This is a genomic window from Paenibacillus sp. DMB20, from assembly GCF_000987955.1.
Lineage (GTDB): Bacteria > Bacillota > Bacilli > Paenibacillales > Paenibacillaceae > Paenibacillus_AQ.
In genome coordinates this window covers 1-24,237 of sequence record NZ_LAZU01000035.1, presented here as the reverse complement: position 1 = coordinate 24,237, position 24,237 = coordinate 1, and the positions used below count along the sequence as shown (strand labels likewise).

The window sequence follows — 24,237 nt, the reverse complement described above, 5'->3', positions numbered from 1 at the left end:
AAATAAATGCCCCGCATTATTTCTCATAAAACGCAAGTCATCCAAAAAAATGTCCTATTTAAAGGCGTAGGGGACATTTTTTTGTGTATTTATGCGAGCCCAGATTAACGATCTGCGCGTTCCGCCTTTAAAAAAATGGGATTTTCATGAAACATTTTCCACCCTGGGGGCGTCTAATATATATCACTAAGGGAGGTGCTTTCTTTCTATGAGATCTACGAAATCCTACAAAATAGCCGGGGCAGCTGCGCTGGCCCTGACGCTTGGTTTTTCTCCGTTATCCGATATCCTGCCGGGCTCGGCCCCGACGGCTTCCGCCGCCGCGGTCCAGCAGGAGAAGAGCAAAGCATGGGATCTGGAATTGAAACACGCCCCGTTTAAGAAAAACGGAGTTGTTTTTGTTCCGGTTAAAGAACTGTCCGAATACCTCGATCTCCAGGTCACAACATCAACCGATAAAAAGTTTATGTATATCAACAGCCCCGGACAATCGGTACGGATCGCCCCGGGTCAGTCCAAAGCATTGAACGCCAAAGGAACGCCTATTGCCATGGGAGCCGCACCGGTAGTCCGGGGCGGTATCACTTACGTCCCAGCGGTACTTCTGGCTAAAAGCTTCGGCATGCCCGTAACCTGGAAAGGGAAGTCCATCCTGTCGGTTCAAGCCGGCCCGCAGCAGTATGCTTCGACTGCGGTCGGCAATACGCTCTTTTGGCTGAACAAGGAAACCCGGAAGCTGTCCATCGGTCAGGCCGGAAGTTTACCGAAGCCGGCCGGTACCATATCCGTTAAGGATCTGGACTGGCTCAACATAAAAGCGCGCAAGGTTAGTGCTACGAGTTTCATTGTGGATGTTGAGAATTACTCCGGGGAACCGCATGTCCATGAATCTCGTGGCCGGGCCCTGATCCACGATGGCAAAATCGTCAAGCAAGGCGTCACCGGCTACTTCAACACCGCCGGTCGGAAGACGATCCCGGACGTTAACGGCTATAAGGGAAACGTGGCCATCGTGAACGGCAGCACGCTGCAGCTTGTCCACCCAACGGGCAAGGTGGCCAAAACCTATGATCTTGCCGCCATTACCGGTGTCCAAGACGATTTTACCGTAGAGGCCATCGAGTCCGATTTCCTGCTTGTACGGCCTTATAAAACGGCCACGTTATTCATCATCCACCCCGAGTCCAAGAAATCCGTCCTGATCTACAAGGATTTGTTGGACGAAGAAGCACGGAAGACGATTGAGGAATATCCTTCGAACGAGCTCGGCTTTGTCGGGGACGGATTGACATGGATTGGCTACAAAGACAAGACGCTTACCTTCAAGTGGGATTACGACATGCTCAACCAGCACAAAACGCTCTCCTACAAGCTGCCGTTTTAATTCGTAAGAAAAACGTCTATCGACGTACTTCACAGAAGACAGACCACATGTAGCGGAAGTTTTTCTTGCGAGATTAGGATGGCAAATCTCCGTAGTTTATACTTTCATCTCTTAAGAAAAACGGCGTATTGCAAGAAATAACGGACGCCAATTCCGTTACTTTACACAGATTGGCCTTCGGCAGAAGACAGGACCGGCCTTCGGGGCCCCCGTCTCCTCCCAAACCAAACAAGGCAGGTACCGGATCGTCCGGTACCTGCCTTGTTCATGTCGCTGCTTATTCTTCCGTTTCCAATGCCTGCTTGAATTCATCCGAGGAGGCGTTCCACCATTCTTCGTTTTTCGAAATCAGCAGGTTCTTTAGTGCTTTTTTCTCCGTCGTTCCCAAGCCGTCCAGGATAATCTTGCGCTTCAAAGCCGCGTCCAGTTTGTTCACATGGTCGGCAAGGATTTTCCATCCGCGCCTCGCTTCCTCGTCAATCAGCATTTCGCAGGCCGTCATGCCGCCGTAAAACTGTCCCTCGGCCGTACGGTCCACGGCGACCCACACGATCCATACTTGACGTCCGTTAGGCACGTCCTCACGGTTCGTTGAAAACTTAATCCCCCGTTCCACCTTGCTCTTCGCGTGCATGGCACCGATTTCGATTTTGGCTTCCCCGCGGTCAATGATAACCGGAGAAACGCTGTTCAAATCGATGGAACCCGCGCCGAATCCCTTATGTTTGCTCTTGCTGCTTATGATATTAAGGGCGATCTGCTTCTTCCCCTGCTGTTCTTGATTGTCCATCTCGTTAAACCTCCTAATATATAAGAGCGGAAATAGTCCGGCATTACCGTGCATGGACGAAACCTGTCCAATAATTTTATTTTAACTAATAATCACCCAAAAGCAAACATATACATGCTGTAGATGCTTGTCAACGGGAGGTTGTTCGATATGGTCCCACCACGCGCCAAAGTCTTTCTATCATCCCTGCTCGCCCTCTTCATCCTGGGAGGCTCGATGATACTGATGCAGCAGGTTAACAGCGCTTCAGCGCCTGCTCTCGCTCCAAAATCGGGCAAGCCTGTAGCGACCGAAAAAAACGCCGCTGTCTCCGCCCAAAGCCCAATATGATATTCCCGCTCCCGCCTTGAGCACAAGACTTGTTGAATATCATATCGACGTCCGGTATGAGCCCGAAGTGAACAAGCTTAAGGGCAAACAGACCCTGACCTGGACCCACCCTGGAAAAAAAAGCCGTAAACGAGCTCTATTTCCATCTGTACCCCAATGCGTTCGCATCCAAGGACACCACGTTTATGAAGGAATCCGGAGGCAGGCTTCGTTCCGATAAAATGCCGGCCGACGGTTTTGGGTCCATGAACCTTACCGACATAAAAACCACGGAGGGTTTGTCTCTGCTCCACCGGCTCCAATACGTGCAGCCTGACGACGGGAACGTCAAGGACCGGACACTCGTAAAGGTGCGTCTTCCGCGCCCTGTCAAAGGCGGAGAGAGCATTACGCTGAACATGGAATTCGAGGTGGAACTGCCGAAAATATTTGCCCGGATGGGAACAGCCGACGATTTTGTCATGGCCGGCCAATGGTTCCCGAAAATCAGCGTGTACGAGCCCACAGGAGCCCGGGGACGTGCGGAAGAAGGCTGGAACCTTCATCAATATCACGGAAATTCGGAATTTTATGCGGACTTCGGCATCTACAGCGTCAGGATTCGGGTGCCAGAGAATTATATTGTAGCGGCCACCGGCTTTCCTACCAAAGCGGCGGTGATAGCGAACGGCGAAAAAATTTATCAGTTTTACGCCGACGATGTCCATGATTTTGCCTGGGCGGCTTCCCCTCATTTCATTGCGGCCGAAGAAGCATTCTCCGCCCCCGGCATCCCGGGAGTGCGCATCAAGCTGTATCTTGATCCCGTGCACAAGCACTTGAAGGACCGCTATCTCGATGCGGCGAAGGCTGCGCTGGCGGCTTACGGCAAATGGTTCGGGTCCTACCCGTATTCGACCCTGTCCATTGTTGTCCCTCCGAAGGCGGGCAACGGAGCCGGCGGGATGGAGTATCCGACGCTGGTGACCACGTTTGGCGCAAAGGATGACTCTCCTGGGTACGAGCTTGAACGAACCATCATCCACGAGATCGGCCACCAGTACTTCTACGGCATCGTAGCCAACAACGAATTCGAAGAGGCCTGGCTTGACGAGGCGTTTACCTCCTATGCGGAGGAAAAAGTAATGGAGCAGGAATACGGCGTCACTTCAAACACCGCAGCCCAGGCCGCTTCGATCAAATCGCCCGCTCCGCTCATGCAGGAGTCATGGAAGTTTGGTTCGCATGAGGAATACGCTTTAAACGTTTATACGCGCGGCAAACTCGTGCTTCAGGATCTGGAGCGCCAGCTCGGCAGGCAGGTTATGGACAACATCATGAAGACTTACGCCAAAAGATTCCGCTTCAAGCATCCGACAACGGCCGACTTCCAGCGGATTGTCGAGCAAGTCACTAACAAGTCGTGGCAGAGCTATTTTGACCATTATGTATTTGGAAACAGCATGGCCGACGTCGCGGTGGAAAAGATACAGACCCGGAATACGGGGACAGCGGACAATCCATCCTACGAGTCGGTGGTTACCGTCGTCAGCAAGGGCGGACCTGTCACTGGCGTGCCGATTACCTTCGCTTTTGAGGACGGAAAGACAAGCCAGAAAATTTGGAACGGCAGCCATGGAAAAACCAGCTTCAAAATCACCTACAGCTCTCCGCTGGCATGGGCCATGGCCGATCCCAAGTACACGATCGTCTTGGAAAACAAACATATCAATAATTACATGAAGGCGGGAATGGATCCGAAGGTCGTCACACGCTGGAACCTGGGTGTTACCAAGCTGGTTGAGACGCTGTTCGGCAGCCTGTCATGGTAAGGGGGGGAGAACATGAAAAGCTACGCAGGCCAAGGCTGGAGAAGTGTTAAAGACCAATTTTATGTGATTATCCTGCTTTTTTTTGTACCGGCTGTTGTGGGGTTACTGCCTCTACCGTCTCGTTAAATCAGCGGTCGTGCCTCTTCTTATGCGCTTTCCGGATCCCGCCCCGAATGAACTCAGCAAACTCCTGTTTTTTTTATGAAGGAGAGATGGCTCTTACCCAAGGTGACTTGATCCGCACGTTTGCCTGGCTGCTTATCGGCATGCTTTTGATCCGGATGGTGCTCACCCCCCTCATCCATGCCGGAATTTATTACAACCTTCACCAGGAAGCAAAAGGAGAGCGCGGACTGTTCTTCTTCCAAGGGATGAAGCGGCTGTGGAAACCGGTAACCTTGTTTTACATCCTGGAAACCCTGCTCGTTTTCGCACCGGCTTACTGGCTGCTTCCCAAGATCACGCCGACGCTGCTGGCAGCCGTACGTGAACCGTCCGTTCTGATGGGTGCTGTGCCGTACATCGCCTGCTGGCTTTTATACGCCTGTCTGATCCGCCTTGTTCTGCTCTACATGCAGTTTGGCAAAACCTCGGGCAACGGCATCTTTTCCGCCGTGATCATCTGCTCACGCCATATCGGGAAAGCTGCAGCGTTGACGCTTTCGATTGGCGGTACCGCAGTCGTTCTGCAGCTCCTGTTCAGCGGATTCTCCTTAATGTGGGCCGGACTGGCCGGACTGATTCTCCAGCAAGCCTCCTATTTTATTGGCAGCCTGTTTCAGCTGTGGGGAATCGCCGCCCAGTACCATGTATGGAGCAACCACGCACGGCAAAGTTAAATAAAGCGCTATCTTTTAAAAAAAATTCATAATTTCTTTTTGTGCCTGACAGAAATCGTCACGAACATCCTTATTTGATACAATTTTTCCCGTAAAAACACATATAACACCATGCTGTCAATCTCAAAAGATGCAATAAGCTCGCTAAATAAATGAAAAAATTCCCGTTTATCCGAAAAGGAGCGGGAATTTTTGCGTTAAAATGTGGTATTCTCGTTTGCCAAATGATTAATACTCTGCTAAAATAACGAATGTGTTAGTAACAACTTTGTCATCTTTGCTGTAACTATTTCATATGGATAAAGATAAGCTGTCATGAACTTATATCTTGTTACATTCTAAAAAAGCCGAATTCCCATTCGTTCGGGAAGCGGGGGATCCGTCTTGGGTGAATTGATCTCGCAACAGAGGGGTCATAGGTTTACCTTCAACCGAACCCTTAAGCTAACCTCGCAGGCATTGGAAGGAGCTTTCATTTGAAAAAGAAGTTAACTGCCGTCTCTATAGGCTTGACGCTTGCCCTTACGCTTAGTGCGGGAAGCGCTTTCGCGGATTCCAAGCTGAACAGTGCCATCAAACCCGTCATTGGCGTCTCCTACAAAATGGGCGGGACCACGACCAGAGGATTTGATTGCTCGGGATTTACAAGTTATGTGTTCAAGAAGCTTGGGCTTACGCTCCCTCGGGCATCGTCTTCCCAGTATAAAATGGGTACTGCCATTCCCAAAAGCAAACTGAAAGCCGGGGATCTCGTGTTCTTCAATACCTCTGGCCGAGGCATCTCCCATGTCGGGATTTATGTAGGCGGCGGCAAATTTGCACATTCCTCTACTTCCAAAGGTGTCACCATCACCTCACTCAGTCAAAGCTATTTCGCCAAACGTTATGTCGGCGCCAAGCGTGTCATGAGCGCAAGCAAGTACAAAGCCGTCGCCGCGAACTACAACTAATCGATAACCTTTTCGTACATGTCCCCGAAAGAGATGCACCACCATCTCTTTCGGGGCTTTTTTCTTTTTTCGTTTCCTCTATACTTTATAGACGTTTAAACTCCGGAAAAAGTTCGGCTCTTTTAAAAAAAAAATCCACAAAAACCGAATTTAATTTTTCCAAGCCCCGCGTCTTATTCTTCATATACCCCGTTTTAGCCCCGCTAAACATGTTTTTGCTAAAAAAAATTCGGAACTTTGACATCCTTGCACATCTTCCTTCAAATGATGACGGCAAGAAACAATTGCCAAGCAGACAAGCACTCTGCTAGAATAGTGTCAGTAACAGATTTGTCATCAATGTAAGGGCTTTATTACATAGAACGTTAAGGGCCGGGAACCCAAACCCGCATCCCAAAGCTAACACCGCAAGCAGTGAAAGGAGATCAATATGCTGAAGAAATTGGCGTCAACCGTGCTCGGCGTTACCCTGTTGCTTTCGGCAGGCGTAGGCAGCGCTTTTGCAGACAGCAAGCTCGATCAGGAGATTGATCAGCTGCTTGGGACTCCATATATTTACGGAGGAGCGACGACAAGCGGCTTTGATTGCTCCGGATTCACGATGTATGTGTTTTCGGCTCTTGGGCTGGACCTGCCCCATCAGTCAGGCTCCCAGTTTGAAATGGGGGAATATGTCTCCCGTGAGGAACTCCGACCCGGAGATCTCGTCTTTTTCAATACAACCGGCAGAGGCGTATCGCATGTGGGCATATTTATCGGGGACGGAAAGTTCGCGCATTCCTCGACCTCGCGCGGTGTCGTTACCAATCGCCTAAACGACGGCTACTATGCGGAACGCTTTATCGGAGCGAAACGGGTTATGGCGGATTCGGCTTATGAAAGTTTCGCCGCGGAATAGTCCTGAATTACATACCATCCCATCTGGATCGCAATACCCGCGAAAGAGAAGCCTGCCTTCTTGGAGCGGGTTTTTTCATCGCCATTCATAGCAGAAGGAGTGGAGTGTCATGATACACGGGCAACCGAAGTTTCAAACGGCTCCCATGCAAGCCGAGCACGCTGCTGAAATATGCACCTGGTCCTATCCGCCGCCTTACAACATTTACGGCTGGCTTCCCTGGGAGCAGATGGTGCAGCTCGGGATTGAATTTGGTGACCCCTATATACGGCAGCAGCAATATGTGTCGATCCTTGACGAGAAGCGGCGGCTGTGGGGCTTTGCCCAGTTGTTTCCGATGGAGGGAGTACTCCGGATCGGCCTCGGCATGCGTCCTGATTGGTGCGGAAACGGAATGGGTAAACGGTTTGTGGAGGCCGTCGTACGGGAAGCCCGGCAGCGGAAACCTCATGACGAAATAGACCTCGAGGTGCTCACGTGGAATGAGCGGGCGATCCGGACCTACCGCAAGGCCGGATTTGTCATCACCGATTCCTATGAGCGCATGACGCCTTCAGGCATGGCGATGTTTTACTGCATGGTTTATTCACCGCCGCGTTCCGGCAGCCATTCCTCACAACATCAACCATGACTATGAAAAACAGCACAATTTTGTGTAATTTTTCTGAAGTCTGGATCGTTTATGTTGCTTTTTTTTGTCACAACTGCTATGATGTCTTTGTATGTTCGTTTATAATAGTAGCTAATGCAGTATACATAAGAAGGGACGATATGACGATGCAAAAATGGATTATGAGCGGATTATTCTTCGTCGCATGTACGTTGGCCCTTGTGCTGATGTTTACGCTTCCAGGGAAAGAAGAAGTGGCCGAAGAAGCAAAACCGACCATGCCGGAAGTGACGCTTGATAAAGCCGCAGCGGAAGCGACGGTGAAAGCGAGCTGCATTTCCTGCCACGGCGACCAGCTTCAGGGCGGAGCGGGACCGGCGCTCAATCAAGTGGGCGGACACTTGGATAAGGACGCCTTGTTTAACGTCATCACGAAAGGCCGTAAAGGCATGCCTGCTTTTAAAGATCAGTTAAAACCGGAAGAAATCGCGAATGTAGCCCTTTATCTATCAGAGAAAAAATAATACGCGTTTAACAAAAACACGCTTGGACCGATTCCTGATCCAGGCGTGTTTTTTTCTTGAAATCCGCTCCTTGCATCGCAAGAGTTAACGTTCCGCCGCATGCTTCTGTTCTCTCCGAGATAAGCAGGTTTACGTTTCGTTACGCGGCCAGCCACCAGCGGGAGTTTCTGTTTCAACCCGAAACAGAAGCGGCCTTCTACTCCTGCTTCTCGTTATCCTTGGAGCGGCTTTTTTTCGTATGCTTCATTGAACTGCTGGGCCTCTTTGATATCCACCGCCGTGATTCCGCCGTCATCCCAGGAAGTCAGCCGCAGCGTCACGGTTTTGTAATCGATGGTTATATACGGATGGTGCCCGAACGCTTCCGAAATGGCTGCTACGTCATCAACGAAAGCAATGCCTTTCATAAATGCAGGGAAGGTGTACTTGCGCACAATCCATCGCCCCTGCTCCAATTCCCACCCCTCAAGCTTTTCAAGATGGGCTTCCACTTCCTGCTGTGTATACAGCATCCTATCTTCCTCCCCCAAAAAAACCTCTCCGCCAGCGGCTGCAGCACACCCGTGCCGGTTCATCATCAAAATCTAGTCTATTCTCCGCCCGCACGGTACATAACCCCGGTTACACCAGAGCCACAAAAGCCAATTCCTCTTCTCCGATTAGAATATGTATCCGATGCTGTGTCTGGTCGTGAATAACAACCCCGCTTCCAACCGGTATGACCGGCTCTGTACCGAGCGCGTAAAACAAGTCTTCCGCGAGCGCTTCATGAACCTCGTTTTTTTCCGTGTCGTTAAGGTCATCCCAGTCATTCACATCCATCTCAAAAAAGACATAGCTGTCCGGAATCCGTCCGACCGCCATCGTAAATTCCGTCAATATTTCACCGTAATCCCGTCCATGCCTGACACCCATCCGACTCACTCCTTTCTTCCTGTTTTCCCACATTCATTTTCCCCTGATCATATTATACCGGAAATTACGGCTAAAAAAAAAAAGGCCAACGTGACGATAAATAGGGTAATGCGCTAATATGCACGACACTGCCTCTTTTCGGGAGGCAATACGAATGGATTCGTTACTTACTTTCTCATGGATGAGGTGTATTATGGAAATTGCAACAATTATCGGTTTGATTTTAGGTGTTGTGTCCGTACTGGCCGGTATGGTGTTAAAGCATGCGCCACTTACCGCTTTAGTTAATCCTGCTGCCTTCGTCATTATTTTGGGCGGTACGGCGGCAACCCTGTTCATCGGCTTTCCGATGGCAGAGCTCAAGAAAGTTCCAAAGCTCATTAAAATGACGTTTGTGAAGCAAAAGCTCATGGACAAGGCCGAGCTGATCTCCATGTTCATGGAATGGGCATCCATCACCCGCCGGGAAGGTCTGTTAGCGCTGGAGTCCAAGGTGGAGGAAATCGATGATGCCTTCTTGCGCAACGGAATGCGCATGATTATCGACGGCAACGATCAGGAATTCGTGAGCGATGTTTTGATGGAGGACATCAACGCCACCGAGGAGCGGCACCGTGCCGGCGCGCTCATCTTCTCCCAGGCCGGCATGTACGCGCCATCCCTTGGGGTATTGGGTGCGGTTATCGGTCTGATCGCGGCCCTGGGCCAGATGAGTGATATGACGCAGCTCGCCATAGCGATCGGGGCAGCCTTTATCGCCACGCTGCTCGGTATTTTTACCGGTTATGTCATCTGTCACCCGACAGCGAACAAGCTGAAGCGCTTGTCCAAGCGCGAAGTGGAAATCCGCCTTATGATGGTGGAAGGCCTTTTGTCCATTCAATCCGGCGTATCCACCATGGCCATCAGCCAAAAGCTGTCCGTCTTCCTGACGCCTTCGGAGCGGCTTAAAATGAACGAAAGGGAGGCTGGTGCTAGTGAGCAAAAAGACTAGACACGAGCCCCATGAAGAGCATGCCGACGAATCCTGGCTGCTGCCCTATGCGGACCTTCTGACTCTTTTGCTCGCCCTGTTCCTGGTGCTTTACGCCATGAGTGCAACCGACGCCAAGAAATTTCAAGAGATGAGCGAAGCCTTTAATGTAGTGCTGAACGGCGGCGTAGGCGTCCTGGAGTACAACAAATCGGAGCCAAGCAAGGACCCTTCGAACATCGGCGATAACAAAGCGATGAACTCTATACCCGCTCCAAAACCGGACAAAAAAACGTTCCGAGCTGATGAAAAAAGAACAACAGGATTTGGAGAAGCTGAAAAAGCAGCTGGATAAATATATCAAGAATAATGGCCTGACAACGCAGCTGAGCACGAAGCTAAACTACTCCCAGCTGATGATCACCATACGGGATAATGCCCTGTTTGACTCCGGTGAGGCGGTTGTAAAGCCGGAGGCGCGTAAGCTCGCCAAAGAAATTTCCGTCATGCTTCAGCAGGTACCGGGTTATGACATCATCGTTTCCGGACATACGGACAACGTTCCGCAGAACAACATGAAATATCCGTCCAACTGGGACCTCAGCTCCGACCGAGCACTGCAGTTCATGAAAATCCTGCTGCTGAACGAATCCCTGGACCCGAAACGCTTTATGTCGATCGGTTATAGCGAATATCATCCGATCGCAAATAACAATACACCGGACGGGCGAGCGAAAAAACCGCCGGGTAGAAGTATCCATTATCCGCAAGTACCAGGATAACAATACGTACACCAACGTTACGAACGCTAAAGACGCGAAATAAATAAGAGTGGTTCCATGCAAAAAAAGACAACCGGCTAAAGGCGAATGCCTGAACGCCGGTTGTCTTTTTTGCATTTAGATCAGTTTGTAATTCAAAAGCCTGCCCAGCTCTAACTTTTCTTGTTCGGTCAGATCGCGCCATGAGCCCGTCTTCTGGCCTCCCAGGCGGATATTCATAATCCGGATGCGCTGCAGCCTCCTCACCTCATAACCAAAAGCGCTGCACATGCGGCGGATTTGACGGTTTTTCCCCTCGGTCAAGATGATGCGAAACGTTCGCTCCGACATGCGGGTCACCGTGCAAGGGAGGGTCATTTCCCCGAGGATTTTTACCCCGCCCGACATCCCCTTGACAAAAGCTTCGGTGATGGGGCGGTCCACCGTAACGATATACTCTTTTTCATGCTTGCCTTCCGAACGCAGTATTTTATTTACAATATCGCCGTCGCTCGTTAGGAGGATAAGGCCCTCGGAATCTTTGTCCAGCCGGCCAATGGGAAAAATGCGCTCCTTGTGGCCGACGAAATCGACAATATTTCCTTTGATATGCGACTCTGTCGTGCTTGTGATGCCAACCGGTTTGTTTAAGGCAATATAAACATGCTTCTGCTTCTTTTCACCCAGTCTGCGTCCATTGATCCGGACATCGTCTCCCTCTTCGGCCTGACTGCCCAGGACGGCTGTTACCCCATTGATGGTCACCTGACCGCTCTCTACAAGCTTGTCCGCTTCCCTGCGGGAGCAAAAGCCCGTTTCACTGATGAATTTATTGATTCTCAAGCTGTACCCTCTCCATCTTTAACTAAGATTCGCTTTCTGGTCTTCTGCTGCTAGCTGAAGTTGGAAGAAGGATAACGACCGTTGTTCCTTTTCCAACCTCGCTTTCTATCTCGATCGTACCCCGATGAGACTGTATGATTCTCTGACTGACCATCAGGCCCAGGCCGGTGCCGGTATCCTTACTGGTAATGAAGGGTTCGCCGATATGAGGAAGCAGCTCTTTCGGAATTCCCTCGCCTTTGTCGGTAATGGTTACGGCAACCTCCTCGAAGTCCAGCCTAGCAATTTCGATCTTGACCAATCCCCCGTCCGGCATGGCCTCGACTGCATTTTTAAGGACATTGATAAATACCTGCTTCAGCTGGTTCTCTTCGCAATGGACAAAAACCGGATCGTCCAAATAATTCAGGCTAAACTCAACGCCATATAAATGAGCCTGAGTATTGAGCAAGGATAGGACATCCTTCATGATAAAACGCAAATCCTTCTCCTGAAAACGGACCGCCTGCGGTTTCGCCAGAATGAGGAACTCGCTTACGATCAAGTTGATTCTGTCGAGCTCGGACAGCATCAGGCCGATATGTTCCGGATTTACCTTATGCGTCTGCTGCTGCAGCTGGAGGAAGCCGCGAAGCGTCGTCAGCGGATTTCGGATTTCATGAGCCACGCCCGCAGCCAGCTGTCCGACCGTTGTCAGCTTCTCGGACCGGCGCAGAAGCTCCTCCATCCGGTTGCGTTCTGTTACATCCCGCGACACGCTGATGAACGAAGTAATGCGGCCGGCATCATCCTCGATTGGGGACATGGTTACGCTGACCTCAATCATGCTGCCGTCCTTTTGCTTTCGCACAGTTTCGATCGGAGCCAGCCGTTCTCCGGCGAGGAGACGCTTCAGCCGTTCTTTTTTCTTCATCCTCCAACTCCGGCGGCACGATATCAAGTTTACGTCCAATGGCCTCATAACTTTTCCAGCCATACAGCTGCTCAAATGCTTTGTTGACGCTGATGACCTTGCCTTCGATATCCGTTGTGTGGATTGCGTCCGCGGTCTGGTTGATAACGGATTCCAGGTATTCCTTTACCGATTGGTGCTCATCCACCATTTGTTTCAGCTGGCTCGTATAGTGACCCAGATTGCGTGTCATCGCATTGATCCTGCAGGAGAGCTGCCCCAACTCGTCCCGACTGGTCACTTCCAGCCGACGGTCAAAGTTTCCATCCGCGACCTCGTTGACCGTTCCCAGGATCGCCTGAATCGGTTTGGTGAAATAGCCCGCCACAATGTAACTCCCAAAAATAACGATCTCCAGCAGCACGAGCGAAATGGCCACCAGGCTGATCATCTGCTCCCGCATGACGGAGGAAATGGCCTCATAGTCCATCACTACACTAATGACATATGGAGCTTTATTCTCGATTTTAATCGGAATAAAGCTTTTCATCACTTTTTTGCCGTTCACCGTGGTGACAAAAACCACGCTATCTCCCGTGGCGACCGACTGCTTGACCGCAGCCTGGTCTTCTTCCAAGCTGCCGTAATCATAGGTGCCGAATTTGACCGGCCGGTTGCCAAGCTTGTAATGGATCCGGTCGGTTCCATCCCTCTCCATATATATGTTGCCGAATGTTTCCGGATTAATGCCCGTAACCTCCAGAATCCGGGAATTGGATTCGAGCGTCTGTTCCACCACAACGTCGGGGCTTGTGATTTTGACAAAGTCCTTAATGTTCGAACTACGAATATACGGATCAATAATATAGTTCCGCTTTCCGTCGTAATAATAGCCCCATTTATCGATAAATTCCGGTCTGGCAGTAGAAAATTCGAAAGGACCTGACCAAAAATGATTCCCTGTCTGTCCTTCCTTTACCGAACGCACCTGAGTATACTTAAACAACTCCTGAAAAGCAGTATACCAATACCCCCAGCTCCGGGTCGACAATCCGATTTCTTCCGCCTCCGAGGAGCGTGCAACGACAATGTCGTTTTCGGTTTGGATCAACAAGGAGATATGATCAACGCCCAGCTCCCGGCTGAGCGCGCCCAATTCCTCATTCGTTATGTTATTGATATCGGGATCCAATGCCTTGGCGGCGTTCACGGATGCCACGCGCAAAAGGTCTCCAAATACCCCGTCCACATAGGTGGAGCTGAATTCCGTCTGTTCCACGGTAATGGCGATCTGGGTTGCAGCCATGACCATTTTGGTCTCACTGTCCTGCCTTAGATTTTCCTGCGTGGTGTAGAAATTTAACGTTATGTTAAGCAGCAAAATAAAGAGCACGGAAACGGACATGATTAGTGATAATTTTGTCTTGATGGACAAAGGAATCTACACCTTTCGGCTCTCATTGACAAGAAACTGGCATAGTCTGTCATATTTTATGATAACGTGAGACAGCGGGTTTGAAAAGATTTTTTGAATTTCAAATGCTTATAATCACAGCCCCTTCATCCTCGTTGCTATTCCACTGGGCATTCACTACAATAAAAGAGTTATAATAAAAAATTGCATGTCCACAGATTGCTAACAAATGCACAGGCTTTCTGTGGATATTGTGTATAACTTTGTGCACAATTTTCGATTTATCCACAAATGTGTACACATCATGTTAACAAACGAATGAATGTTCGTTGGATAACAGCTACTTTAGTCCCAGTTTGAGAGGAGTTACAGATTTGAACCAAGATATTTCCGATCCAACCGCTGTGGATAACTATAATCATGAATATTGGATGCGGGAAGCCATTGCCGAAGCTAAAAAAGCGGAAGCTCTCGGCGAAGTTCCCATCGGTGCCGTCATTGTCCGCGGCGAGGAAATCATTGGCCGGGGCCACAATTTGCGTGAAACGACCTTTGATGCGACCGCACATGCGGAGATGGTGGCCATCCGCGACGCCAGCAGGCATCTTGATGCATGGAGGCTGTTGGAATGCCGTCTCTACGTCACGCTAGAGCCTTGTCCCATGTGCGCCGGAGCCATCGTTCAAGCCCGCGTGCCACAGGTCGTCTACGGCACTACCGACCCCAAAGCCGGCTGTGCAGGCACGTTGATGAATCTTCTGCAAGAACCCCGCTTCAATCATATGACCGAAATAACCCATGGCGTACTGCAGGAAGAGTGTGCCGCGCTGCTGACCCGGTTTTTTCGCCGCCTCCGGGGAAAAGCTTAGCTCGTTTTTTCAAGGCATTGTAGGGCCTTTTCTTGCCTTGTGCCAAACATAAAAGAGAGACCCGGCCGTTTAAAAACGGCCGGGTCTTTCTTAATTACGGATGTAAGATGAATTAATAAGCGCCCATTTGGCTCATTGTTTCTTGGAACTGCTCCATGGTGATCACGTCGGAGCCTTCAGGAATTCCGATTTTTGAATGTTTGTTTTTCGTTGATTTTGCTGTACTGGGTGCTTCCTTTTATGGCAAGCTTCACGTTTTCTTTGCTTTCAGGATCGTTGAAGTCCACATTCAGGACAACATCCTGGTAAACCGGGAAGTTCTTTTTATCGATGGCAGTGTTGATGTTAAAGGTGTTGATCTTCAGGTATTTTTGAAGCTCTTCCACTCCCTTGGAGAACTCGCCTTGATCCACGGACTTCAATCCTGCTTTAGCCTGGTCGATGTCTTCCTTCGTCAAGCCGAGCATGTCGCGGTATTCGTCTTTGCCGACGATATCCACGATTTTCGGAGCTGCCTTATTGATCAGGATATCCAATGCTTCTTTAACGTTGTCATTGGTGATAAAGAATTGTACGACTTGATTCGCTTCGACGCCTTCAGGAAGCTTGGCATCCTTCTTGTCGATTTGCTTGAAGTATTTTGCTTGGTCGTACTCGGTAATCAATGCTTCCAGGATTTCGTTGGCCAGTTTCTGGGACTTCTTCGTATCCAGCATATCCGGATTGAAAGACTCTCCTGCTTGTTCAGCCAGTTGCTTCAGGTCGAGGACAAGGTACTTGCCGACAACATTCTCCGGAAGAGGGAGCATTGGAATGCTTGGAATTTTAACGTAGATTTTCTCTTTCGTCATGACCATATCAACGTTGAAGGACATTGCCATATCGCCCTTCAGATTGATTCCCATCTGCATTTCCGTTTGTTGAGGCTCCGCTTGGTGGATGCCTGTCAGCGTCAATTCGGCATTCTTCAACATGGTAATGGCTTGGTTCACGCTAGGGTCAGATTCAGCAGCAGCCAGTTTAACTTGAAGATCTTCGATAACAAAGCTGCTCTTCATCTCATAAGAAGTCATGGTAAGAGCGTTTTGAGCCGCAGTCTTCATAGCTTCTTTAGGTTCTTCTTTTTTTCGCGCAGCCTGCCAGCACTATAGTCAACGTCAACATGATTGACAGCATCAAGGCTACAAACTTCTTGTTCATTAATCTTTTCTCTCCCCTCAAAGTTCAAAAAAATAACACACCATTTAATCATAAACTATTTTCATTAAATGAGAAACACTTTATGGAATTTTTACTAAAAATAATTTTACTAACTCTCTCCTCCCGCAATAATCATTCACTTAAAGCTCATCTACCGATTTTACTACAGAAAAGTGGGGCCCCCGATAAACTCGCTTGGTGTTATATACGATCATGATGGAAAAGGGGTTTCATCAATGTGCATATACATAAGAAAAAACGTCTATCGACGTTATCTCTTAAGAAAAAAACGACTTCGTCTTTCTTTTCGAAAGATGAAGTCGCTTCTTCGCATTTTACATGGTTTTCGATTTTAAAAAGGCCTCCCGATTAACATGGCGGGAAGCCCTTTTCAATCTGCGTTGCGGGTTATTTGGCCGGTTTGCATTCGTTCATCGCTGTTTTATCCCTCCGGGTTGAATTTCCCGGACTGCTTGTGAATCTTGGCACGGTGCGAACCGGTCATGGGCTCCTGCATACCGCCGTCGCCGTTATCCTTGGCTCTCCTTTTAGGCTCCTGAGCTTCTGGTACCGGTATGGACTTCGGCTTACTCATGCTTCAATTCCTCCCTTACCCTGATTGAGTTTTGGTTATGCAGCCAAGAACCTTTTTTAAAGACATCTGTAGCGACGCCGGCATGCTACGGATGCGTAATTTGCTGGAGGGCTTGGGCACACTCGTGAATGTGGCGGATATAATCGCTTGCCATGCCTTGAATATTTTCATTACGCTCATCGATCACTACGCCTCCACGTTCCACATCGACCAGCTTTACCTCGACCTCTCTGGAGTCGACATAACGGCATTCAAAATCGAAGGAGTAATCCTGTCTTCCAGCCGCGTCAATGTGAATCCGGACCGCGTGGGGATTCGCCATATCGGCTGCCACATCGGCATGATCGCCGGGCTTGAGCACAACGGGCAAGCGTTCCTGCCAAGCGTTAACCAAAGTTGCCTGATTTACATTCAGCTCTGAGTTCATCTGTCACACCTCCCCTTGTTATTAAATTGCGGAGAGGGCTTTCTTTTTATGCAGTAATAAGAAAAACGTTTATCGACGTACATTTTCAAGGAAGCCAGACCGCTTTTGCGGAAGTTTTTCTTGCGATATAAGGGAGCCGGGTCTCCGAAGCTTATAATTTCTTATATCTTCAAAAAAACCGTTTCCCGACTCGGGAAACGGCTGATTTGTGTTATGTATGGCGGAGAGGATGGGATTCGAACCCATGTGGGCTTGCACCCTAACGGTTTTCAAGACCGCCCCGTTATGACCGCTTCGGTACCTCTCCATGTGGAACAGATAATTAATCACGTGCATTAATTATTGTACCACAAAAAAGCATATGACAGCAAGCTATTTCTTAGCCTCAATCACGCTTACACTTCTCATGTACGGACGAAGAACCTCCGGAACCACCACGCTGCCGTCCGCTTGCTGATAATTTTCCAAAATGGCCGCAACCGTTCTGCCCACGGCCAGTCCCGATCCGTTCAACGTGTGAACGAATTCCGGTTTCGCCTTCGGCTCGGGACGGAAACGGATGTTAGCCCGGCGGGCTTGGAAATCCCCAATATTGGAGCAGGAAGAGATTTCGCGGTACACACCGCTTTCCGGCAGCCATACTTCCAAATCGTACGTTTTCATGGAGCCGAAGCCCATGTCGCCCGTACACAGTACAAGCACCCGATAAGGTAAATTCAACAGTTGGAGTACGCGCTCGGCATCAACCGTCATTTTCTCCAATTCGTCAAAAGAGGAGTCCGGATGGACGATTTTGACCATTTCGACTTTGTTGAACTGATGCTGGCGAATCAAACCGCGGGTATCGCGTCCTGCCGCGCCGGCTTCCGAACGGAAGCAAGAACTGTACGCCACATATTTTTTTAGGCAGATCCTCGGCATTCAAAATCTCCTCGCGGTGATAGTTGGTTACCGGTACTTCTGCCGTTGGAATCAAATAATAATCGGAATCGGTCAGCTTAAAAAGATCCTCCTCAAACTTGGGCAGCTGTCCTGTTCCGTAAAGGCTGTCCCGGTTGACGATGTATGGAGGCAGCATTTCCTCATAACCGTGATCACTGTGAAGATCCATCATGAAATTGATCAAAGCGCGCTCCAAACGGGCACCTAACCCTTTATAGAACGTAAAGCGCGATCCCGTCACTTTGGCACCGGCTTCAAAATCAAGGATATCCAAGCCTTGAGCAATATCCCAATGAGCCTTGGGTTCAAAATCAAATGTTCTAGGCTCTGACCAGCGGCGCAGTTCCACGTTATCCTCTTCCGATGCGCCTACCGGCACACTTTCATGCGGAATGTTGGGAATGGCAAGACTCAGCTCCGAAATCTGAGCCTCCACCTCGCGCACTTCTTCATCCAAACTTTTGATCCGGTCGGATACCTCGCGCATTTCTACGATCAGTTCATCCGCATTCTCACGATTTTTCTTCAGCCTGGCCACTTCGGCAGACACCGTGTTGCGCCGGTTCTTCAGACTTTCGCTCTCCTGCAGCAGCTCGCGGCGGCGTGTATCCAGCTTGGGAAAATCCGCAATCAAATCAAGCGATTTGCCGCGGTTTTTCAAAGCTTCTTCCACGCGACTGTACTCACTGCGCAATATTTTTACGTCTAACACAGGAAACCCTCCTAAGTAAAACATCCATCGATGTAACTCATGGCATTCAATCTATTCATTCTATCTATTTTATTGAATAATCGAGAAAAAAACAAACTTGACCCCCCAAAAGGGTCAAGAATGTTTCTTTTATACGAACGATTTACAGTTTCTTCGCCACAGCCGACTCCTGGACCATGTCCGCAAAATATTGATGCAGACGGTAGTCATCCGTCAGCTCCGGATGATAAGAAGCTGCAAGCAGGTGTCCCTGTCGGGCGGTCACGATCTCGTCGTTATAGGTGGACAGCACCTCGACGCCATCGCCGACCTCCAAAATCAGCGGTGCCCGGATAAATACGGCACGGACCTGCTCTTCGATTCCTTTTACCGTCAGGTCTGTTTCAAAGCTCTCCCGCTGTCTTCCAAAGGCGTTGCGTGCAACCTTGATGTCCATCAGTCCCAAATGCGCTTCTTCTCCGCCCGCAATCTCTTTCGCAAGAACGATCAATCCGGCACACGTTCCGAAGATGGGTTTACCTGCAGCCGAGAACTCGCGGATGGCGTCGATAAACTCATACTTTCGCATCAGCTTCCCGATTGTCGTGCTTTCGCCGCCCGGAATGATAAGGCCGTCGACCGTTTCAAGCTGCTCCACCTTCTTGATCGGCGTTCCTTCCGAGCCGGTCCGGTTGATGCTGCGAATATGCTCTGCAACAGCGCCCTGAAGGGCCAATACTCCGATATCCATGCAGCTTCCTTCTCTCTTACCAGCCGCGATCCGACATGCGCTCGGATGGGGCCAGTTTGGAGATTTCAATGCCTTTCATCGGTGTACCCAGGTTTTTGGACACTTCGGCAATCAGTTTGTAATCATTATAATGCGTTGTGGCTTCCACGATCGCACGAGCGAATTTTTCCGGGTTGTCCGATTTGAAAATGCCGGATCCTACAAATACGCCGTCCGCTCCCAAATGCATCATCAGAGCGGCATCCGCAGGAGTCGCTACCCCGCCTGCGGCAAAGTTGACGACCGGGAGCTTACCGTTTTCCTGTACGCCCTTCAGAAGCTCATAGGAGACGCCGAGGTTTTTGGCTTCAGCATAAAGCTCGTCCTTCGACATGCTCTGTACCTTGCGGATCTGGCTGTTAATCAAACGCATATGACGAACGGCTTCGACAATGTTGCCGGTTCCCGGCTCGCCTTTGGTACGGATCATCGATGCGCCTTCTCCGATCCGGCGGAGCGCTTCGCCCAAATCTTTAGCGCCGCAGACGAAAGGCACGGTAAAATCCCATTTATCGATATGGAATACTTCATCGGCCGGCGTCAGAACTTCACTCTCATCCAAATAGTCTACGCCGAGCGATTCCAGCACTTTGGCTTCCACATAATGACCGATACGCGCTTTAGCCATTACCGGAATGGTTACGACCTTCATGACTTCTTCAACGATGGTCGGATCCGCCATACGGGCTACTCCCCCGGCTGCCCGAATATCGGAAGGCACGCGTTCCAGCGCCATGACCGCAGTAGCTCCGGCCGCTTCAGCGATCTTTGCCTGCTCCGCGTTCATGACATCCATGATGACGCCGCCTTTTTGCATTTCTGCCATGCCTCTTTTTACAGTAGATGTTCCCGTTTCCATGTCCCACGCCTCCCGAAATATATATTGAACTCATTTTCACATGATTGAATCTAACTTAAAAGTTTACTCCACGGCCAGTAAATATACAACCCGTTTCTCCGGAATATACGGTTCTTTAAAAGAGGTTCTTAATGGACTCGAACAAATCCGCGAAGAATTGCCCTATAGCCCGCAAGAACAGCTTAAACCATCCTGCTTTTTCCGTTTCTTCAGCCGTGATCAGATCCACGGTTGCCTTTTGGGCATTTTTTAACCCCGTCAATGGTATAGCTGTAAGTAACGGTTCCCACTTTGGTTCCTTTTTTCACGGGAGCCGTCAGCTCTTCGTTGTCCAGCTTGGCTTCGGATGTGACGTTCTTTCCTTCGGAGCCTTTCGGCACCATGAAGCTTACGGGCTTATTCGTTGCCAGCTTGACCGTCTTTTCCTTTCCCTTATTGACAGGCGCCGTTTCAAAACCTTCTACCGTCGAGCCTGCGTCCACCACCTGTTTTACTTCAAAGTTGTTGAAGCCGTAGTCGAGAAGCTTGCGGGTTTCCGTAAAGCGGGACGCTTTCGTCTCAGCCCCCATTACAACGCTGATCAAGCGCATTCCGTTTCGCTCGGCCGTACCTGCAAAAGTGTTCAGGGCTTGCTCAGTGAATCCGGTTTTCATCCCGTCCAGGCCTTCGTAGGCAAAGGAGCGGAAGTTGGGAACGTTTTTGTTGGCTTCGAGCATCCAGTTCAGGTTGATAATCGGATCCTTGTCACGTTCGCGGAATTTATAAGATTGAATCGTGGTATATTTCGAAAAATCGGGATGCTCTTCGACGATGTACTTTACAAGCTTGGCTGTGTCCATCGCAGACATGACGGTTTCGTCATCGCCCTCCGGGCGGTATTTCTCAGGCATATCGGATTTGCTGAGGCCGGTTGCGTTAACGAAATGCGCCGTTTTCATCCCCATGCGCTTCGCGTTATCGTTCATGATTTTTACGAATTCCTGCTCGGAACCGGCTATATGCTCAGCTAACGCAACGGCAGCGTCATTAGCCGATCCCACCGCCATTGCAATGTAAAGCTCTTCTACCGTATGCTGGTCTCCCTCCGCCAAAAATATGCGCGAGCCTTGGCTTTTCGCTGCATTTTCTTTAACGGTTACCATCGTGTCCCAGCTGAGATTCTTCTGCTTGATTTCATGCTGGACGATATACTCCGTCATCATTTTCGTCATGCTGGCCGGTGGAAGCGCGTTATCCGCATTAAAGGAAACAAGCACCTGACCGGTCGTAGGCTCCATCAATACCGCAGATCTCACCTGGAGACCAAGCGTGTCAACGGAAGGAACTTTATCGGCTTTCCCGCCTTTAGGAGCCGTTGTTGCGGCCTCCTTCTTCTCGGCGGTTGCGACCGTTACGGGTTCAGCCAGGGCCATAGCGGGAATAGCGGAAAAACACAATATATTGACAAGCATCACCGATGCCAGGGTTCTTTGCACAATGGGACGTTTACTCTTTCTCGCAGACTTGTCTTTCAAATGAAATACTCCTCTCTAAGTCGTTTGCTTGTTCTATTCTATCACAGGGGGATTATCAAAAAAAGACAAGCCGGATACATTTCATCCAGCTTGTCCTATCTGCACGGCATGATTTGCTAGGCTTTCCCGCCTATGGCTTATCCCGTGTAAGTTCGATGTTCAACCTGTATTCGTGTAACAACCGGCCTCTGCGCAGTCAAACCAAGCCAACCTTGATACCGCAAGAGAGGGTTTTCCAGTGAATTACAACGAGTAGTTTGGCGCTTCCTTCGTAATTTGAATGTCATGCGGATGGCTTTCACGCAATCCCGCGCCGGTGATCCGGATAAACTGTGTATCGTTCCGGAGGTGCTCAAGGTTTTCGGTACCGCAATACCCCATGCCGGAGCGCAACCCCCCGATCAGCTGGTGAATCGTATCCGCCAAAGGACCTTTGTAAGCAACGCGACCTTCAATCCCTTCCGGTACCAGTTTCTTGTCATCATCCTGGAAGTAGCGGTCCTTGCTGCCCTGCTTCATCGCAGCCATGGATCCCATGCCGCGATAAGCTTTAAACCGGCGGCCTTGATAAATCTCGGACTCACCCGGGCTTTCTTCCGTTCCTGCGAACATGCTGCCGAGCATAACCGCGCTCGCGCCTGCAGCAATCGCCTTGGTGATTTCTCCGGAGTACTTGATTCCGCCGTCCGCAATAATTGGAATGTTGTACTCTCTTGCCACGTTCGCGCAGTCGTAAATGGCTGTGATTTGCGGTACACCGATCCCGGCAATAACCCGGGTTGTACAGATGGATCCCGGTCCGATACCAACCTTAACGACGGAAGCCCCCGCCTCGATCAGCTCTCTTGTAGCTTCCCCCGTCGCCACGTTGCCGGCGATAATGGTCAGTTCGGGATACAGTTCACGCAGCTTTCTTACGGCTTCGACGATATTAATATGGTGGCCGTGTGCGGAGTCAACCGTGATCACGTCCACGCCGGCTTTGATCAGGGCTTCGGCGCGATCAAAGGTATCTTTGGAGATGCCGATGGCGGCCCCGACTAGCAAGCGTCCCTGTGCGTCTTTAGCCGCATTCGGGAACTGAATGGCCTTCTCGATGTCCTTAATGGTAATAAGACCTTTAAGCACATTATTCTCGTCCACAAGCGGAAGTTTTTCGATCTTATGTTTCTGCAAAATGGTCTCCGCCTCTTCCAGTGTCGTTCCCACCGGCGCGGTTACCAGATTTTCGCTGGTCATCACGTCTCTGATCGCAATATTATAGTCATGCACAAAGCGAAGATCCCGGTTCGTCAAAATGCCGATCAGTTTATGATGCTCGTCCACAATCGGCACGCCGGAAATCCGGAATTTGGACATTAAGCTTTCCGCATCGGCTACCTTATGGTCCGCTCTCAGGGAGAATGGGTTCGTGATAACGCCGCTTTCGGAACGTTTTACCCGGTCAACTTCCTCGGCCTGCTGCTCTACACTCATATTTTTATGGATAATGCCGATTCCGCCTTCTCTTGCAATCGCAATCGCCAAAGGAGCTTCGGTAACCGTGTCCATTCCTGCACTGATTAACGGAATGTTCAGCTTCACCTGATCACTAAGTTTGGTGGATACATCCACTTCCTTCGGCAGGACTACCGATTTTCTAGGAATCAACAATACATCGTCAAAAGTAAAGCCTTCCTTACTAAACTTATCTTCCCACACCTGGGTTATTCCTCCTTTTTGTCGTCTTCCCGCGGACTTCAAATCCTGTCAGAGCTGGACCGGACGGCATTTTCATGATTATTTTCAAAAATATATTATTGCCATCTTAGCAAAGGGCCTATGGGCTGTCAAGGATTGAATAGCGCCTTTTTTTATGGACGTTCATAAGCCTTTGTCCACTGGAATAATGTCTTCTCAGTGCGGACATTTCGATGGTGATTTATATACGCTTAAGAAGATGGTCGTCTTAGTCTACATGTTTCGGGGTAAAAACATACAAAAAAACCGTGATTGAAAATTCAATCACGGTTTTTCAGGTTGTTCGCTTGGCGACGTCCTACTCTCCCGGGACCCTTCGGTCCAAGTACCATCGGCGCTGGAAGGCTTAACGGTCGTGTTCGGGATGGGTACGCGTGGAACCCTTCCGCTATCGCCACCAAACGATTCAAGGTTGAACCTTGAAAACTAGATACGAAACGTTTTGCGTTATATTTAGGATAAGCCCTCGACCGATTAGTATTGGTCAGCTCCATGCATTGCTGCACTTCCACCTCCAACCTATCTACCTCGTCGTCTTCAAGGGGTCTTACGAATTGGGAAATCTCATCTTGAGGGGGGCTTCACGCTTAGATGCTTTCAGCGCTTATCCCTTCCGTACTTAGCTACCCAGCCGTGCTCCTGGCGGAACAACTGGTGCACCAGCGGTACGTCCATC

The 24,237-nt window shown here is 49.8% G+C and carries 19 protein-coding genes, 1 tRNA gene, 2 rRNA genes, 5 pseudogenes and 1 riboswitch; of the genes and pseudogenes, 10 read left to right on the top strand and 17 right to left on the bottom strand.

The window, feature by feature from the left end:
* Positions 1–208 precede the first annotated feature (208 nt).
* Complete coding sequence (locus XI25_RS18865; protein WP_046679734.1) at positions 209–1,384, top strand: copper amine oxidase N-terminal domain-containing protein; 1,176 nt, start codon at positions 209–211, stop codon at positions 1,382–1,384.
* Between the two features lie 277 nt (positions 1,385–1,661).
* Here the strand turns inward: XI25_RS18865 and XI25_RS18860 are convergent, their stop codons facing one another.
* Entirely contained in the window at positions 1,662–2,174 is a 513-nt protein-coding gene (locus XI25_RS18860; RefSeq protein ID WP_046679733.1) for a YwhD family protein, read from the bottom strand.
* A 150-nt stretch (positions 2,175–2,324) separates the two neighbouring features.
* Between XI25_RS18860 and XI25_RS18855 the strand changes: the two are divergent.
* From XI25_RS18855 to XI25_RS18830, 6 genes and pseudogenes are all read left to right on the top strand, one after another.
* Positions 2,325–4,315: pseudogene (locus tag XI25_RS18855) on the top strand (M1 family metallopeptidase).
* A gap of 212 nt (positions 4,316–4,527) precedes the next feature.
* Positions 4,528–5,154 carry a hypothetical protein gene (locus XI25_RS18850; protein WP_235439986.1) on the top strand — a complete coding sequence of 209 codons (627 nt, stop codon included), beginning with the start codon at positions 4,528–4,530 and terminating at the stop codon, positions 5,152–5,154.
* Between the two features lie 335 nt (positions 5,155–5,489).
* Positions 5,490–5,628, top strand: a riboswitch (cyclic di-AMP (ydaO/yuaA leader).
* A 2-nt stretch (positions 5,629–5,630) separates the two neighbouring features.
* Positions 5,631–6,104: a C40 family peptidase gene (locus XI25_RS18845; protein WP_046679732.1), complete on the top strand. Its 474-nt coding sequence runs from the start codon at positions 5,631–5,633 to the stop codon at positions 6,102–6,104.
* Positions 6,105–6,534: 430 nt separating this feature from the next.
* Complete coding sequence (locus XI25_RS18840; protein WP_046679731.1) at positions 6,535–7,002, top strand: C40 family peptidase; 468 nt, start codon at positions 6,535–6,537, stop codon at positions 7,000–7,002.
* A 109-nt stretch (positions 7,003–7,111) separates the two neighbouring features.
* Positions 7,112–7,633 (top strand): GNAT family N-acetyltransferase, encoded by a 522-nt coding sequence (locus tag XI25_RS18835; protein ID WP_046679730.1) that lies wholly within the window; start codon positions 7,112–7,114, stop codon positions 7,631–7,633.
* 146 nt (positions 7,634–7,779) lie between these two features.
* The gene (locus tag XI25_RS18830; RefSeq protein WP_046679762.1) at positions 7,780–8,136 is read left to right on the top strand and encodes a c-type cytochrome; all 357 of its coding nucleotides are present in this window, start codon (positions 7,780–7,782) and stop codon (positions 8,134–8,136) included.
* A 212-nt stretch (positions 8,137–8,348) separates the two neighbouring features.
* Here XI25_RS18830 and XI25_RS18825 read toward each other — a convergent pair whose 3' ends face one another.
* Both XI25_RS18825 and XI25_RS18820 read right to left on the bottom strand, forming a co-directional pair.
* On the bottom strand, positions 8,349–8,648 hold the full coding sequence (locus XI25_RS18825; protein ID WP_046679729.1) for a 4a-hydroxytetrahydrobiopterin dehydratase: 300 nt from the start codon (positions 8,646–8,648) through the stop codon (positions 8,349–8,351).
* A gap of 109 nt (positions 8,649–8,757) precedes the next feature.
* On the bottom strand, positions 8,758–9,051 hold the full coding sequence (locus XI25_RS18820; RefSeq protein WP_046679728.1) for a hypothetical protein: 294 nt from the start codon (positions 9,049–9,051) through the stop codon (positions 8,758–8,760).
* A gap of 193 nt (positions 9,052–9,244) precedes the next feature.
* Here XI25_RS18820 and motA point away from each other — a divergent pair, with 193 nt between their 5' ends.
* Positions 9,245–10,045, top strand: a complete 801-nt coding sequence (motA, locus tag XI25_RS18815; protein WP_046679727.1) for a flagellar motor stator protein MotA — start codon at positions 9,245–9,247, stop codon at positions 10,043–10,045.
* A pseudogene (motB, locus tag XI25_RS18810) lies at positions 10,029–10,849 on the top strand (flagellar motor protein MotB). Before motA ends, motB begins: the two are co-directional and overlap by 17 nt.
* Positions 10,850–10,923: 74 nt before the next feature.
* On the opposite strand, the gene rluF reads toward motB, so the two are convergent.
* Genes rluF through XI25_RS35855 form a run of 3 tightly spaced genes read right to left on the bottom strand, consistent with a single transcriptional unit; the run spans position 10,924 to position 13,955 of the window.
* On the bottom strand, positions 10,924–11,628 hold the full coding sequence (gene rluF, locus XI25_RS18805; protein WP_046679726.1) for a 23S rRNA pseudouridine(2604) synthase RluF: 705 nt from the start codon (positions 11,626–11,628) through the stop codon (positions 10,924–10,926).
* Between the two features lie 22 nt (positions 11,629–11,650).
* Positions 11,651–12,541, bottom strand: coding sequence for an ATP-binding protein (locus tag XI25_RS35010; RefSeq protein WP_268794537.1), 891 nt, complete (start codon positions 12,539–12,541; stop codon positions 11,651–11,653).
* Positions 12,447–13,955, bottom strand: coding sequence for a HAMP domain-containing protein (locus XI25_RS35855; protein ID WP_268794536.1), 1,509 nt, complete (start codon positions 13,953–13,955; stop codon positions 12,447–12,449). Before XI25_RS35855 ends, XI25_RS35010 begins: the two co-directional genes overlap by 95 nt.
* A gap of 353 nt (positions 13,956–14,308) precedes the next feature.
* Between XI25_RS35855 and tadA the strand changes: the two genes are divergently transcribed.
* Positions 14,309–14,803, top strand: coding sequence for a tRNA adenosine(34) deaminase TadA (gene tadA / locus XI25_RS18795; protein ID WP_442950416.1), 495 nt, complete (start codon positions 14,309–14,311; stop codon positions 14,801–14,803).
* A 112-nt stretch (positions 14,804–14,915) separates the two neighbouring features.
* On the opposite strand, the pseudogene XI25_RS18790 reads toward tadA, so the two are convergent.
* The 11 genes and pseudogenes from XI25_RS18790 to XI25_RS18740 form a co-directional block, all read right to left on the bottom strand.
* Positions 14,916–16,003, bottom strand: a pseudogene (locus XI25_RS18790) (hypothetical protein).
* A 442-nt stretch (positions 16,004–16,445) separates the two neighbouring features.
* Positions 16,446–16,598, bottom strand: a complete 153-nt coding sequence (locus XI25_RS18785; protein WP_046679725.1) for a hypothetical protein — start codon at positions 16,596–16,598, stop codon at positions 16,446–16,448.
* An 85-nt stretch (positions 16,599–16,683) separates the two neighbouring features.
* A complete protein-coding gene (locus XI25_RS18780; RefSeq protein ID WP_046679724.1) occupies positions 16,684–17,025 on the bottom strand; it encodes a hypothetical protein in 342 nt (113 codons plus the stop codon).
* Between the two features lie 218 nt (positions 17,026–17,243).
* Positions 17,244–17,332, bottom strand: a tRNA-Ser gene (locus tag XI25_RS18775).
* A gap of 65 nt (positions 17,333–17,397) precedes the next feature.
* A pseudogene (serS, locus tag XI25_RS18770) lies at positions 17,398–18,679 on the bottom strand (serine--tRNA ligase).
* A gap of 142 nt (positions 18,680–18,821) precedes the next feature.
* Positions 18,822–19,409: a pyridoxal 5'-phosphate synthase glutaminase subunit PdxT gene (gene pdxT, locus XI25_RS18765; protein WP_046679723.1), complete on the bottom strand. Its 588-nt coding sequence runs from the start codon at positions 19,407–19,409 to the stop codon at positions 18,822–18,824.
* Positions 19,410–19,425: 16 nt separating this feature from the next.
* Positions 19,426–20,307, bottom strand: a complete 882-nt coding sequence (gene pdxS / locus XI25_RS18760) for a pyridoxal 5'-phosphate synthase lyase subunit PdxS (protein WP_046679722.1) — start codon at positions 20,305–20,307, stop codon at positions 19,426–19,428.
* 115 nt (positions 20,308–20,422) lie between these two features.
* A pseudogene (locus tag XI25_RS18755) lies at positions 20,423–21,821 on the bottom strand (D-alanyl-D-alanine carboxypeptidase family protein).
* A gap of 243 nt (positions 21,822–22,064) precedes the next feature.
* Positions 22,065–23,522, bottom strand: a complete 1,458-nt coding sequence (gene guaB / locus XI25_RS18750) for an IMP dehydrogenase (RefSeq protein ID WP_046679721.1) — start codon at positions 23,520–23,522, stop codon at positions 22,065–22,067.
* Between the two features lie 324 nt (positions 23,523–23,846).
* A 5S ribosomal RNA gene (gene rrf, locus XI25_RS18745) occupies positions 23,847–23,963 on the bottom strand.
* 52 nt (positions 23,964–24,015) lie between these two features.
* Positions 24,016–24,237 (bottom strand): 23S ribosomal RNA (locus XI25_RS18740); the annotation flags it as partial.